The organism is Halotolerantifilum yawarlongkerapense (genome assembly GCF_054506745.1).
Genome location: NZ_CP199719.1, coordinates 507,598 through 521,896, shown reverse-complemented (window position 1 = coordinate 521,896; position 14,299 = coordinate 507,598). Strand labels below are relative to the sequence as shown.

General features: G+C 54.0%; 15 protein-coding genes. 13 read left to right on the top strand and 2 right to left on the bottom strand.

Annotated elements, in window-relative coordinates; genetic code table 11:
- The first annotated feature begins 16 nt into the window (after window positions 1-16).
- The 12 genes from ACULM0_RS02590 (at window position 17) to prxU (ending at window position 12,053) form a co-directional block, all read left to right on the top strand.
- Window positions 17-682, top strand: coding sequence for a M15 family metallopeptidase (locus ACULM0_RS02590; protein ID WP_463678902.1), 666 nt, complete (start codon window positions 17-19; stop codon window positions 680-682).
- Between the two features lie 198 nt (window positions 683-880).
- The gene (locus tag ACULM0_RS02585) at window positions 881-1,279 is read left to right on the top strand and encodes a response regulator (RefSeq protein WP_463678901.1); all 399 of its coding nucleotides are present in this window, start codon (window positions 881-883) and stop codon (window positions 1,277-1,279) included.
- A gap of 413 nt (window positions 1,280-1,692) precedes the next feature.
- Window positions 1,693-2,460 carry a nitroreductase family protein gene (locus ACULM0_RS02580; RefSeq protein ID WP_463678900.1) on the top strand — a complete coding sequence of 256 codons (768 nt, stop codon included), beginning with the start codon at window positions 1,693-1,695 and terminating at the stop codon, window positions 2,458-2,460.
- A 106-nt stretch (window positions 2,461-2,566) separates the two neighbouring features.
- Window positions 2,567-4,018, top strand: a complete 1,452-nt coding sequence (locus ACULM0_RS02575; protein ID WP_463678899.1) for an S-layer homology domain-containing protein — start codon at window positions 2,567-2,569, stop codon at window positions 4,016-4,018.
- An 83-nt stretch (window positions 4,019-4,101) separates the two neighbouring features.
- Window positions 4,102-5,181, top strand: a complete 1,080-nt coding sequence (locus ACULM0_RS02570; RefSeq protein WP_463678898.1) for a cobalamin B12-binding domain-containing protein — start codon at window positions 4,102-4,104, stop codon at window positions 5,179-5,181.
- Window positions 5,169-6,332 (top strand): sensor histidine kinase, encoded by a 1,164-nt coding sequence (locus ACULM0_RS02565; RefSeq protein WP_463678897.1) that lies wholly within the window; start codon window positions 5,169-5,171, stop codon window positions 6,330-6,332. Before ACULM0_RS02570 ends, ACULM0_RS02565 begins: the two co-directional genes overlap by 13 nt.
- Window positions 6,333-6,528: 196 nt before the next feature.
- Window positions 6,529-6,693: a hypothetical protein gene (locus ACULM0_RS02560; RefSeq protein WP_463678896.1), complete on the top strand. Its 165-nt coding sequence runs from the start codon at window positions 6,529-6,531 to the stop codon at window positions 6,691-6,693.
- Between the two features lie 129 nt (window positions 6,694-6,822).
- Entirely contained in the window at window positions 6,823-7,824 is a 1,002-nt protein-coding gene (gene aroF / locus ACULM0_RS02555) for a 3-deoxy-7-phosphoheptulonate synthase (protein ID WP_463678895.1), read from the top strand.
- On the top strand, window positions 7,811-8,893 hold the full coding sequence (locus tag ACULM0_RS02550) for a prephenate dehydrogenase/arogenate dehydrogenase family protein (RefSeq protein ID WP_463678894.1): 1,083 nt from the start codon (window positions 7,811-7,813) through the stop codon (window positions 8,891-8,893). The genes aroF and ACULM0_RS02550 overlap by 14 nt, the downstream gene beginning before the upstream one ends.
- Window positions 8,890-10,161, top strand: coding sequence for a 3-phosphoshikimate 1-carboxyvinyltransferase (gene aroA, locus ACULM0_RS02545; protein ID WP_463678893.1), 1,272 nt, complete (start codon window positions 8,890-8,892; stop codon window positions 10,159-10,161). Before ACULM0_RS02550 ends, aroA begins: the two co-directional genes overlap by 4 nt.
- Window positions 10,142-11,227, top strand: a complete 1,086-nt coding sequence (locus ACULM0_RS02540; protein WP_463678892.1) for a bifunctional chorismate mutase/prephenate dehydratase — start codon at window positions 10,142-10,144, stop codon at window positions 11,225-11,227. The genes aroA and ACULM0_RS02540 overlap by 20 nt, the downstream gene beginning before the upstream one ends.
- Before the next feature lie 109 nt (window positions 11,228-11,336).
- Complete coding sequence (prxU, locus tag ACULM0_RS02535) at window positions 11,337-12,053, top strand: thioredoxin-dependent peroxiredoxin (RefSeq protein WP_463678891.1); 717 nt, start codon at window positions 11,337-11,339, stop codon at window positions 12,051-12,053.
- Window positions 12,054-12,094: 41 nt separating this feature from the next.
- Here prxU and ACULM0_RS02530 read toward each other — a convergent pair whose 3' ends face one another.
- Complete coding sequence (locus tag ACULM0_RS02530; protein WP_463678890.1) at window positions 12,095-12,964, bottom strand: methyltransferase domain-containing protein; 870 nt, start codon at window positions 12,962-12,964, stop codon at window positions 12,095-12,097.
- A gap of 207 nt (window positions 12,965-13,171) precedes the next feature.
- Here ACULM0_RS02530 and ACULM0_RS02525 point away from each other — a divergent pair, with 207 nt between their 5' ends.
- Window positions 13,172-14,011 carry a pirin family protein gene (locus ACULM0_RS02525; RefSeq protein ID WP_463678889.1) on the top strand — a complete coding sequence of 280 codons (840 nt, stop codon included), beginning with the start codon at window positions 13,172-13,174 and terminating at the stop codon, window positions 14,009-14,011.
- Window positions 14,012-14,058: 47 nt separating this feature from the next.
- Here ACULM0_RS02525 and ACULM0_RS02520 read toward each other — a convergent pair whose 3' ends face one another.
- Window positions 14,059-14,211 carry a CDIF630_02480 family spore surface protein gene (locus tag ACULM0_RS02520; protein ID WP_463678888.1) on the bottom strand — a complete coding sequence of 51 codons (153 nt, stop codon included), beginning with the start codon at window positions 14,209-14,211 and terminating at the stop codon, window positions 14,059-14,061.
- Window positions 14,212-14,299 lie beyond the last annotated feature (88 nt).

Sequence of the window (14,299 nt, the reverse complement as noted above, 5' to 3'; positions counted from 1 at the left end):
TAACAGAGGTGAAATCATGAGAAAATACTATCTGGATCTCTCCGGCCTTCCGGACGATGCCCTGGTGCCGATCAAACGAGCGGTACCGAATATCGCCGTAGATCTAAAGAACAATACAGAGAGAAGATGGGCCCTTGACGGTGGTGCTGTCAGTTACCGCAGGCTCAAGCTCTACAGACGTGCGCTCGCAAGGGTGGCAACGATCAAGAAAATCAGAAGGGCCAATGAACGCTTTATGCGGGAGCATCATGTGCGTCTGAAAATCATCGAGGCCTACCGCTCTTATGAGATGCAGCGTAGGTTGCGGGAGCATTATGCGATTGTCAACAAACTATCGGATATTGAGTTTGACAATGTGTACGTGGCCAGGGTGGGGGAGAGTGACCATCAAAAAGGCACTGCTCTCGATGTGACTCTCGAACACCTCGATACGGGTGAAGAGTTGAAAATGCCGTCCTACTATCTCGATCTCAGCGATCGTTCCGATGCCTTCCCGGAGCACCCGGAAATCTACACGGAGCGCCAACTGGAAAATCTCGCTATGATGCAAGAGGTAATGACGTCGGTGGGCTTTCGCATTTTCGAAGATGAGTGGTGGCATTTTGATGATGTGGAAACACAGCTGAAAGTCGGTCCTATGGATCTCGAACCCGACCACCACCAGATTACAGGGCTTTTCTAGAAAAAAGTTGTCGTTCAAACACTGAAAAAGAACGACCGCTCGCTTAAGCTAGCCTTCGATGGGTAAATATCCAACATGTTGCGAGCACACGAGCGCCAAGCAGGCAGAATCGTGTGGATCACGGCGTCTGGGTTTCGCAAGAGGAGCAAGTGTTAGCTCTGGCTACAGCATACCCGGCGCTCCAGTAGGAGGTAGAACATGCGCATTTTGATTGCTGAAGACGACATGACAAGTCGTTTCTTTATGAAGAAATTTTTGTCGATTTACGGTGATTGTGACATTGCGGTAGACGGTGCAGAAACCGTCACCTTGTATAAACAGGCACTTGAAGATGAATCGCCCTTTGATTTGATCTGTCTGGATATCATGATGCCGAAACTAGATGGTCTGAAGGTCCTCAAGGAGATCCGGGCAATTGAGACGAAGCGGGATTTACCAGACGAGGATCGCGTGAAAGTCATCATGACCTCGGCGATCAATGATAAGAAGACGGTGATGGAGTCTTATGAGTACGGTTGCCACGCCTACGCATGGAAGCCGATCGACCTAGAAAAATTCAGAGAGATCATGGTGAGTCTGGACCTGATCGAAGGATGACCCCGCGGCAAGAGATTCCCATGGGAGAAGACGACCGTCGGGAGACGGTCGTCTTTATTTGGAATCATCTGTTTTGTTGGTTCCTGAACGGTCCCAGGTAAGATCGGCCCCGGTCATCACTAATTTGAAATTGTAACGCGAGCCCTTCGCCGAGCCACGTCGTGAAGAAGATTTCAAGGTCTTCGTAGAAAGTTGTACGGCGGTTTCCAAGGTCCTTGTGATCGTCAATACCGAAGTAGCATTTGATTTAGCCGGGCAATAGGCCTAGACATCACTAAGTCCCCAGCAAGGTGGTTACCTCATTCATGCGTGCAGACCAGTCAGAAGCGTCTGCTGAGGTACCGCTTCTCTTCTTAGTAGATCTGTTGTCAGTCGTTGTCGCTTCAAATATGGTAATCGAAAGGAGAAATACTATGGATACCCTGCAACTCATCGCCCAACGCACCAGCATCAGGCGGTTTAACGCGGAGCCCATCACACCGGATGAACTCGATCGAGTGATCGAAGCGGCCCTCAGGGCCCCTACGGCCGGTAATATGATGCTCTACTCTGTCATTGTCATCCGCGAACGCGAGATGCTGGCCAAACTGTCCGAAACCTGTGACGATCAACCCTTTATTGCGTCTGCCGACGTGGGTCTTTTGTTTGTGGGCGACTTCCGGCGTTGGGATCGCTATTTCCGATTAAAGGGCGCCGAAGCTTTCGAACGTGAAAGAGGGCAACGATACACAGGTCCAGACGCTGCTGATTTCACCTTGGCCATACAAGATGGGTTGATCGCTGCGCAAAATGCGGTGATCGCTGCCGAATCAATGGGTATAGGTAGTTGCTACATAGGGGATATCATGGAGCAGGTCGAGGTCCACAGGGATCTCTTCGACCTACCCGAGCACACCTTTCCGCTCACCCTACTCGTGATGGGCCATCACGACGAGCAGCCAGCGCCTCGGGAGCGGTTTGATCGCAGGTTCGTGGTCTTTGAAGAGCGGTACAGGGATCTGAACGACGAGGAGATTCTGGCATGCTACGATCGATTTGAGAACAGTTCACCGCCCGCTGGCTATACCAATCGCGCACTGGCTTTCTACGATCGCAAGATCGCATCGACCTTTCACGAGGAGATGAGAAGATCCATCGAGAAGATGTACCGGGATTTTGTTGCAAACCCTTCTTTTGATTAAAAAAATATGACAGATGGTCCACGGGGATTCACTCTTTTGTAAGGATGACATACAATGGTTCTGATGGTATTATGTCAACGAGAAGAATGCAAAGAGAGGTAATCAAGTGAAGAGAATAGATTGGAACCGTAAGGTCACCACCTTCTTATTGGTGCTGGTGCTCGTCACCACGCCCGTTATCGGGACCTTTGGACTGACGGATATCGAGGGACATTGGGGCGAGTCTGCGATCGATACACTCGTGAGAGGAGGGGTGCTATCGGGTTATCCCGATGGTACCTTTAGACCGGATACGACTACCACGCGGGCCGAGTTTACGGCCATGTCCCTCAAGGTCATGGGCGAAAGTCTCCCCGTCGCTGCAAGTGGGAGCTATTGGGCCGGTCCAATTGTGGATTTGGCCGAGAAGAAGGGGTTGTTCGAGGGCACTGCTCTGGTCAGTCTATCGCGTGAAGCGCTCGATGAACCCATGACGCGGCAAGAAATGGCCGGTGTGCTGGTGAACCTACACCAACTTCAGTCCGTAGAGTCCTCTGTCGACAAAGAGGTGCAGGCGCCGCTGGATTTTGACGAGGTGACACCACTCTATCGTGAAGCGGTTGCTGGGGCCATGGCCCTGGGTTATCTCTCGGGCTACCCCGACGGATGCTATCGCCCCCTAGGCGCCCTAACACGCGCCGAATCCGCCACGGTACTGGCGAAATTTCTCGCCGATGAAACGGTTCTTCCGGAAAAAATGCCTGCGGAGTCCCTACGCGTTGGAGGCCTGCAGCTCGGTGATATGGAGGACCAGGTGGTGACCAGCCTGGGTGATCCCGACCGCGTGGACGTGAGTCCCTACGGTTTCGATTGGTGGATCTACACCGGGGCAGCCTTTTATGCCATCGGTATGGATGATGGTGAAGTCGTCGCCCTGATGACGCTGTATGGTGAGATGACAACAGCCGAGGGCGCCCTCACGGAAGACCGACTGGCGGCGGAGAAGGTAAGCACGATCACCCGCGGAAATGTTCATTATCGCTATGATTGGGGTCCTGGATTGTCCCTCTACACAGTGGATGGCGACTACGTGAGTCTGTATGAAGAGCAGGATAAGATCATCGGGATGAAAATCATCGATGGCGCCTGGGAGCGACAGCTCAATGGCTATTACGGTGAACGATCCGCGACACTCGCCGAGGACTATTCAAAACAAATTCTTGATCTAACGAACACCTATAGGCGCCATCGTGGGCTGAATACCCTGCGGGCACACGCTGCGGCCTCAGCCGTTGTCGAAGCTCATGCGGCGGATATGGCGGCGCGGAGCTACTTCGCTCACGTCTCACCGGAGGGGACGGATCCATTCGACCGTCTCAAGGCAGAGGGAATCACCTACCGCGGCGCTGGTGAGAATATCGCAGCTGGCCAGGTTGATGCCTTCGCGGCCTTTATCGGATGGGTCAACTCACCGGGACACCAGACGAACCTGGTGGGTGACTACGAAGCCCTGGGCACCGGTGTTTGTTTCGGTGGCGATTACGGTGTATACTACGGACAAAATTTTCTAAAATTCTAAGATGCCTTCCGGGGCATCTTTTTCTTTTGTAAAAGGTCTGGTACACTAGATGGGATATGTAAAGAGAAAGGGGCGGTTGTATCATGACCGATTATCATGACGTGGCATCACTGCGACGGGACAAGGCGCTACTCGCGCGGGCCCTCGTTGCACTCCAGCACAAACAATATCCGGCCTTTGAGTCCCTAGAGGATCAGGAGTACGCACGTGCTCTCGAGAATACAACGAGCAACCTGGACTACCTCCTCACTTCTTACGAGGAAGGGAGCAAGTCAATTTTTCACAAATACCTGGAGTGGGCCGAGGATCTGTTCCACTATAGGGGACTTCCCGCGCACACGCTAACGGGTTCATACCGCGCGATTGCCACGTATCTCGGTCAAATGAAAAGCGAGGGCACTTGCGAGGCGGTGCTGGCCGACGGGCTCCTGAAGTGGATTGATGAAGGTTTGGTGCATCTCGCAAAGAGGGAGACCGGGGACGCGGCCCTACGACTGAATACACCGCATCAGGATATCTTGACCGCTTATGGGGAGGCCCTGCTCGCCGCCGATCGCCCGAAGGCCACCGGCGTGATCCGCAGGGCTCTTGCCGAGGGTGTACCGATCAAGGCGCTCTACCGCTATGTCTTTCATCCCTTTCAAATCAACTTGGGGGAACTGTGGCACCGCAGAGAAATTACAGTGGGACAAGAACACCTCGCTACAGCGGCCACCCAGTTCATCATGTCCTTGCTCTACGATGAGTTGCTTGCCACGCCGAAAAAGGACAAGAGTATGATCGGTGCCTGCGTGGGTGGTGAACTGCATGAGATGGGCATGCGGATGGTCTGTGATTATATGGAGGCGAGTGGCTGGCACACCTATTACTTGGGCGCCAATACGCCAGGCCGGGGACTAGCGGATTTGGCGCGTGAGAAAGCCGTGGATGCCATAGCCCTATCCTGCACCATGGCCTATCATCTGCCCAAGCTAAAAGCAATGATCCGGAGATTGCATGAAGAGCTCCCGTACATACCGATTTTGGTCGGAGGGTATCCCTTCATCATCGATTCCGAGCTATACCGTAAGGTGGGTGCGGATGGATCGGCCGGTGAATTTGAAGCGGTTCTTCGCTTGTTCGAAACAACGACAGCAAAGGAGGGAGTTGGATGGGAAGGATAGCGCATCAGGCCTTTGTCCTCCTGTGTGATGAAGAGCTTGTTGTCCTGGCAGTTCAAGAAGATCCTTGTTGTGAATGGCATAAAACCGAGGGAAAATCCTTGGCCGCGATAATCGACCCTGAGGGCTTGACCTCATTCTTTGACTTCAGACTGGCGCTCAAACAAAACCAGAGGCACGTGCTCGGAACCCTTGTGATGACTACCGATGGGCAAAGAAAGAAGGTTTTCCAATGCATCGGCAAACAGGAGGGAGGCCAGGTGACGATCATAGGTTTTGATGAGAGAAAGCGACTGGAAGGAGACCGTGCCACGCTTGAAAAGGACATGCACCGCCACTTGGACGAGATGAGCAGCCTCAACAACGAGGTGATCAATGCCAAGCGCGAGGTGATGCAGAAGAACGCCGAGATCTCGCGGCTTCTCGACCAGCAACGGGTGTTAAACGCGAGGCTGGAAGAGACGATTGCGATGAAGGACCGGTTGTTCTCCCTGCTTAGCCATGATCTACGCTCTCCGATCGCCGGCATGATGGACCTGGTGTCCTTGCTTGAACTCGGGGAAACGACCTATAGCGAGATACTGGAGATGGGCTTGATCGCGAGTATCCGACAGTTGGGCGGACAGACCCTTGATCTCCTGACGGACCTGACGCTCTGGTACAAATTCACCCATGAGGATGGTGCAATCAGGAGAGTGCCGGTAGCCGTGAGCGACATGATAGACCGCATGGCATCACACTTCGGTTCCATAGTGAAGCGTGAGCATCTCCAGTTAAGGGTCTCCTGTGAGGGTGAGCCGTACGCCGAAGCCGATGAACGCGTGCTGGAAACGGTCCTCCGCAACCTAGTGTCGAATGCAATCAAGTTCACCCCAGCGGGAGGACGTATCCAGATATCGGCCCGTGATCGCGAAGAGGGAGTAGAGATCACGGTGAGCGACAGTGGTGTGGGTATGACAGAGGAAAGACTCCAGGGCTTGTTTGCTATCGCCCCGGACAACAGCGAACGTGGGGTGCGCGGAGAGAAAGGGCTCGGACTGGGTCTGGTACTTTCTCGAGAACTGCTCGAACAAGTGGATGGACGAATCGAGGCAAGGAGTCAACTTGGCAAGGGGTCGCTCTTCACAGTGCATCTTCACAGGTTCAGGCCATAGCAAAGCCAAAGGATCGAGAGTCCTTGTGAAATTTTTATAAAATTCAAAAAACGATTTCCCGTCTATTTTCGTCGGTGAAACAGTGGATCTGCCTTAGAATCATAAGACCTCCTATAGGGGGGTTGACCCATAGGGTGAGATACAGTATACTCAATATCAATTATTACAGATTATTCAAAAGTGAGGGGACGACGTCATGATGATTAAAAAAATGATGCAAGAGGTCACCATGAGTTCTTATTTTGCATATGATTATTTTAGCCTGGGCTATGCTTATTTTAGCGCCGGCTTTTTCACATGCCATCATAAAGAACCACTTCTCAGCACTTTTGAAAGAAGAACACCTGATTTCGGTTGGTGAGGCGATATTCCGTCCATCAAATGATGAAGCTTAAAGGGGGTTTCCTTTCTTAGAGAAGGGGAGCCTCTTTTTTATTGGGTGAAAGCGCGAATCGAAGGTTAAGGGGACAACAAAAAAGGAGGATGCGATATGATTATCGTTATGGAAAAGAAGGCTACAGAAGAGGAAAAAATTGCTTTTGTCAAAGAGCTCGAGGAAGAGGGTTTTACGGTGAAGGATGCAGGTAGCGAACGACTCGATGTATTGGGGATCATCGGCGACACAACCAAGATCGATATCGATCACATGAGGGCCCATCACTTGGTCAAGAAGGTTATGAAGGTCCAGGAACCCTTTAAGCTGGCCAGTCGCTCTTTCCACCCGCAGGACACGGTGATCGATATCCGTGGTCACCGTATCGGGGGTGGGAACCTGGCGATGATCGCGGGTCCTTGCTCGGTTGAGAATGAGGAACAGCTGATGACCATCGCAAGGGCTGTCAAGGCCTCGGGTGCGACCTTCCTGCGCGGGGGAGCCTTCAAACCCAGGACCTCCCCCTACAGCTTCCAGGGACTCGGGGAAGAGGGTCTCAAACTCCTCGCGAAGGCGAGCGAAGAGACCGGCCTTCCAATTGTGACCGAAGTCATGAGCACCGATGATTTCGATGTGGTCGCCCGATACGCGGATATCCTTCAGATTGGAGCCAGAAACATGCAGAACTTTTCCCTGCTCAAACGCGCCGGTCAGCAGGACAAACCTGTTCTCTTGAAGCGGGGGATGGCCGCGACGATCGAAGACCTGCTCATGTCTGCAGAGTACATCATGTCCGAGGGCAATCCCAACGTCATCTTGTGTGAACGGGGAATCCGCACCTTCGAGACCTACACACGGAACACCATCGATCTGGTGACCGTGTCGGCGATCAAAGAGCTCAGTCATCTCCCGATCATCATCGATCCAAGCCACGCTACGGGAAAATGGTCTCTGGTGGCACCACTCTCGCGAGCGGCCGTGGCCATCGGCGCCGATGGTCTTATGATCGAGGTCCACCATGATCCGGAGCACGCGCTTTCCGATGGCCAGCAATCGCTTAAGCCCGAGAACTTCAACCAACTAGCCGAATCTGTGAGACGTTTGCATGCAGTCCTTTGATGAGAACAAGGTAACAATCTTGATCTGGGGGCTCGGTGTGATCGGCGGATCCCTGGCAATGGCCCTAAAAAAGAATGGCTTCGGGGGTCGGGTGCTGGGTTACGACCTGAATGCGGAGGCCCAAGGGTCCGCGGAGGCCATCGGTGCCATCGAGTCTTCGGAAGCCTCCCTCGAGGAGATGGTGGCCGCGGCCGATCTGGTGATCGTTGCCGTACCGCTGCAGTGCTACGATGAGGTTTTCTCCATGCTCGGTCGTCTCACAAAGGAAACAGCCCTGATTACCGATGTGGGAAGCGTGAAAGTATGGCCCCATAGCCTGGCCGAAAAGCACCTCTCGCACCGACGTTTTGTCGGTGGACACCCTATGGCAGGGTCGGAGAACTCGGGATTTGGTGCCGCACGCGCCCATTTGTTTGAGAACGCCTACTATTTCCTCACGGGTACACAAGACCAGGAGGAAGCAAGCGCTACCCTCGAGCAGTTCGTTGCCTTTATCGGTGCTAAGGGTGTCCGCCTGGATGCTGCTGAGCACGATGCTATCGTGGCCCGCACGAGCCATCTCCCCCACCTGATGGCGACCCTGCTCGTTCACCAGCTCGAAGGCAGTGCGGATTATTACGTCGGCGGGGGCTTTCGAGATACGACGCGGATCGCCTCGGGTAATCCCGTGCTATGGCGCCACATCTTGCGTTATAATGAGAAAGAGATTCTCACGGCCATCGATGAACACCGGTGTCTGCTCGACCAGGTGGAAAGGCTCCTGACGGAGGGATCTCCGGATGGACTCGGTCGATTCTTGCAGCGTGCTAGCGAGCTGCGCGAGGCGATTCCAAAGGGGGCTAAGGATACGCTCATGGGTGACCGCGCGATTCACGTGGATCTGGTGGATACGCCCGGCGGTATCGCACAGGTCACCGGTCGCCTGGCCGATGCGGGGATCAATATAGCCGACATCGAGATTCTGCACGTCCGCGAAGGCGTCCCAGGGGTTTTGAAAATCGGTTTCTACGACGATGAAGCCTATCGGGCGGCCCGGCAACTGTTCGACGAAAAGGAGGAGAGCCAGTGATCACCACCATACGACCAAGGAAACTCAAAGGAACCATCGACGTTCCCCCTTCGAAGAGTGTCAGCCATCGTCTGCTGATCGCCGCGGCGCTTGGCGATGGAACGTCTCATCTGGAGAACCTGCTGGTCTCCGAGGATACGGAGGCGACAAGAGATGTACTTGAGGGCTTCGGTGTCGAGGTGCAGGGTACGCTCTCTTGCCCTCGAGTCACGGGCAGACGGGACCTTTTGCTTCCATCGAAGGCCCTCGACTGCCGGGAGTCCGGCTCGACGATCCGATTCCTCCTTCCGCTAGGAGGTCTGGTGTCGGGCCCGGTGACCTTTACGGGTAGCCCCGGGCTTTCCCTACGTCCCCTATCGGTCTACAAAACGCTCTTTGATGAGAAGCATATCGCCTATGAGAGCGGTGGAGAGCTGCCCTTTACGGTGGAGGGACGATTGTCTCCCGGCATCTATTCGATGACAGGGGATGTCAGCAGCCAGTTTATTTCTGGGCTCCTTTTTACACTCCCCCTACTGGAAGGGGACAGTAGAATCGTCCTGACTACGGACCTGGAGTCAGCGGACTATGTGGCCTTAACGCTCCAAACGCTGGAAACCTTTGGCATCACGGTCGAAAGGGACAGTAACCGCAGTTTCTTTATCCCCGGTGGACAGCAGTACCGCCCACAAGCAGTGTCGGCTGACGCGGATTACTCCCAGGCAGCTTTCTATCTCGTGGCCGGTGCTCTGGGCTCTGATTTAAAACTCCGCGGTTTGGACGAGAACTCGGCGCAGGCAGACCGCAGGATCTTAGAGATCCTGGAAGCGGCCGGGGTGCGGATCCACCGATCGGCCGAGGCTCTTTGGGCTGAGCCCACGACACCCGTCGGGTGTCAGATCGATGTGAGCCAGTGCCCCGATCTCGTACCGATTCTCGCAGTGCTCGCTACCTTTTCCAAGGGTGTCACGACGATCGTGGGAGCTGCTCGTGTGAGGATCAAAGAATCCGATAGGCTCAGGGCCATTTCCACGGAGCTTAATAAGCTCGGAGCACGGATCGAAGAGCAAGCCGAGGGTCTCGTGATCCATGGTGTCGATCGGCTGCAGGGGGGCGAGGTGTCAGGGTGGAATGATCACCGCATCGTCATGGCACTGGCTATCGCTGCCACGCGTTCGGAGGATCCTGTGCGCATTCACGGAAGTGAAGCCGTGTCCAAATCCTACCCGACCTTTTTTAACGACTACATAGCCTTAGGAGGTGACGTGTATGCCAGAGAAGAAGCTTGAGCAGCTACGGACTGCCATCGATAGCATCGACGATCAAATCATCAAGCTGATGGATCGGCGCCTTCAACTGGTTGAGCATATCGGCGAGCACAAGAGCCGACACCATCTGACCATAACCGATGAAAACCGGGAGGCATCCATCCGGGAGCGAATCGCCTCAACTGTACAGCACGAGCAAAGACGAGGGATGATTCTGTCGCTCTACGGACAGCTATTCACCCTTAGTCGCCAGCACCAACGTCAGCGCGAGGGTAGGAAGTCAGTGGGCTACCTCGGTGGCGAGGGATCACACTCCGACGAGGCGGCACGAGCCATCTACCCGGAGGGTGCGGCGCTCGTCGGTGCCGACCATTTCTGCGACCTGATCGATCGCGTTGCCTCTGGCGAACTCGATGAGGCCGTCCTGCCCATTGAGAATTCCACGACGGGAAACATTGATGAGGTGTACGATTTGCTCGTCGACCGTGAGGTTCATATCGTCGGGGAGATTTACCGGCCGATTCTTCACTATCTGATCGGCAAGAAGGGGGCGGATCCAAAGTCCCTACGGACAATTTACTCGCATCCCCAGGGTTTCGCCCAGTGCGAGGCCTACTTGAAGGAGCATTTACACGCCGACCACCTATCGATGGCCAGTACCGACGCTGCTGTCCGAAAGGCGGCTGAGATCGGGTGCAGCGATACCGCGGCGATCGGCAGCCCCCATGCGGCGAAAACCCATGGGCTGGAGCTGATCGCGGGTCCTATCCAAGACCGAGTGGCGAACAGGACCCGGTTCATCATCATCAGTCGAGAGCAAAAAGAGGAGGGGGAGAAAGTAACGGCAGTATTTGAAACGCCGCATAAACCGGGTGCTCTTGCCAATATCCTCTCGCTCTTTTCCGAGGGCAACCTCAACCTGAGCCACATCGCTTCTCGACCAAACAAGCACGAAGATTTCGGGTATCATTTTTTCGTGGACATCGAGGGATGCTCAGAAGAGGGCACTCTCGAGCGGACGCTGGCCAAGGTCCGACGTGAGACAGCTGCCTTCCAAGTGCTCGGTCGTTATTCGCGGGTTAAATGATCGAGGTGATCAATTGGTAATCCCTAGGCTAATGCCATGCGCCTGCCGATTCACTCTTGAGAAATATGGGTATTGATACCATGAGGTTCTCACGAGGAGGTGAGTGCAGATGCCCGAACCTTTTAAACCAGGATGTCAAAGACCAGCGGTTAAAAAGACAGAGGAAGCACCGTCGGCAGTCCAGACGGTGGAGGTGAAGGAGGCGAAGCGTTCCATGATCAAAGTCGGTAAGCCGGCTCCTGATTTCACGCTGCCCGCATTTTACAATGGTGAGTTCGTGAACATCAGTTTGTCGGAGTTCAAGGGGAAATGGGTACTCCTGTGTTTCTACCCAGGTGATTTTACATTCGTCTGAGCGACTGAAGTTTCGGCGGTAGCCGCCGAATACAACGACCTAAAGGCTTTAGGTTGCGAAGTGTTGTCAGTGAGCGTAGACAGTGTATTCGTCCACAAAATGTGGAATGAGCATGAACTTTCAAAGATGGTTGAGGGTGGGGTGCCATTCCCCATGCTCTCGGATTCCGGCGGTAGTGTCGGAACAAGCTACGGTATTTACGATGAAGAGGGAGGCGTTGAGACGCGAGGGCGTTTCATCATCGATCCCGATGGCATCGTTCAAGGTTACGAAGTGCTTACTCCGCCGGTAGGAAGAAACGTAGCGGAGACGAGAAGACAGTTACAGGCCTTCCAGCTCGTGCGCGAGAAGAAGGGCACAGAGGCAACACCTGCCGGTTGGAAACCCGGCAAGAAGACGTTAAGGCCCGGCCCCGACCTCGTGGGAAACGTGTGGAAAGAGTGGAAGGTTTCTGAAGCCTTCGACGAATAGATCATAAGAAGAAGAGCGGTGCCGCGGCACCGCTCTTCTTCTTATGATTCCCCGATCAGAATGGTCAGGTCAATGGTGATCGATCCTCCGTATGCTTCCTTCAGTCGCTCGGTCACCTGCCCATCATCGTGCCAGCCCAAGGGTGTCATACGCACGAGGTCTTCAAGTCGCGCTACTTCCAAAGGGAAGGTGTAGTTGAGATGAATCTGCTTGGCAAGCTCCATCTGTCCCTGGAACTGTTCGATTACCGCGTCGTTACGATAGTGTCCCTCGGTTGTTTCCGATCGGGCCACGCGGATTTCATGTAGGTAATCTGGACCGGGGACCACTTTGTACAGTCTACCGCTATTCGTGAGCACACGACGGAAACTGTTGTAGTTCGCAGGTGATAGAAAATTGATAATGGCCCCGAAGGAGCCGTCGGCGAAGGGGAGTTTGGCCAGGTCGGCGACGGCGAAGAGGACGTCGGGCTCACCGGTGCCAGCGATTTCGATTCCCGCTTTAGCGATGTCGACTCCCACGCAGATGGGCTCTTGCTTGGGTGGAATGCGTGTTTTTAACCGTCGGAGGTGGGAACCTTCTCCGCAACCGGCATCGACCAGCCGAAGGGGGACTTCGCTCGAACAGGAGATTTCGTCCGCGAGGGTGTCGAGGACCCGGTCGTAGAGACCCGTGGCGATAATCCGCTCTCGTGATAAGAAGAGCGCGCGATCATACTGCGTTTGATGGGGGGAAGCGAGCAGATGCAAGGTTCCTTTTCGAGACAGGTCAAAGGCATGACCGGCGCTACAGACGGCCGCTGCCGTGGTCAGTGAAATGGACGACCCGCAATGGGGACAACTCAAGGCCCCGTCCAGGGACCGCCATGCGATGGCCGCCCGTTCTCGTTTTTTTCCGATAGCCGTGGACATATAACTCAATCCTCTCTCTCGCTTTGGTGCTTTAGTGCCCGCACACTCGTGACTTCAGTCGTGAGATAGGGCACTGTTTTCTTCTTTGGATTTCATATAAACAGCTCACACATGATTCTACGCTTACAAGTATAACAAATTTTTGCACCTCCTTGGGATTCAAGGCACAGATCGGGGTACAGGTGAAAGGAGGAAGGTGATGAGTACATGCAGACGAGAAAAGTGAAAAATATTTACAACGGCCAGGCCTCCATCGATGGAGCCGGCGTCCATTTAACCCGCGTGATCGGTCATCGCGACGTGGAGGAGCTCGATCCCTTCTTGTTGCTCGATTACTTTGATTCCACAGATCCCGAAGAATACCGGAAGGGTTTCCCCTGGCATCCGCACAGGGGGATCGAGACGATCACGTATCTGCTCGCCGGGCAGTTGGAGCACCGTGATAGTCTCGGCAACGAGGGCGTGATCGAACCCATGGGTTGCCAGTGGATGACCGCTGGTGGTGGTATCTTGCACCAGGAGATGCCGATTCCCTCGGATTATCTCAATGGATGCCAGCTTTGGTTGAATCTCCCCCGAGAAGATAAGATGACAGAACCGACATACCGGGATATCACAGTGGAGGATCTCGTCATCTACGAGGGAGAAGACGAGCTGGTGCGGGTATTGTGCGGTACGTACAAAGGAAAGAAGGGGCCTGTCTCGGGTACTTTTGTCGACCCCGTGTATCTCGATATCACCCTGTCTCCATCGGGTGTTTTTGAGTACATTCTTCCGACGGAGGACACAGTGTTGCTGTTGCTTCTTGAGGGGCAGATCACCTTTGACGAGGGTAAGACCTATACAACGGATTCGGCCAGGGGGATTTTACTGGAGAAGGGGGATCGGGTGCGTTTTTCCTCAGCAGAAGGTTTGAGATGTCTTCTGATGGCCGCACGACCACTCAACGAACCGATAGCCTGGGGTGGACCCATCGTAATGAACACTAGGGATGAGCTCCAGCAGGCCTTTGATGATTTAGATCGCGGGACCTTTGTAAAAAAATAGAAATAAGAGAAAAGGACCGCGATCCCATGACCGCGGTCCTTTTTAGCTTATTTTTCGTTTTCTTCTACCCATTCTTTCGCATCCTCAACTGCCTGTTCGGAGGGGATGTTCACGTTGGTTTCCTTCTTGAGTTTTTCTTGATCAGCCCAAGCTTCCGTGCTTGTGTCGCCGAGCTTCTTCTTATCAATTGATTTTTTCATTTGTGAGCCTCCTTGAAAGTAGTTTATTAAGATAATTATAGCACAAATGATAACATGTGTCAATTGGTATGGGGGGCGGTCATTCGAA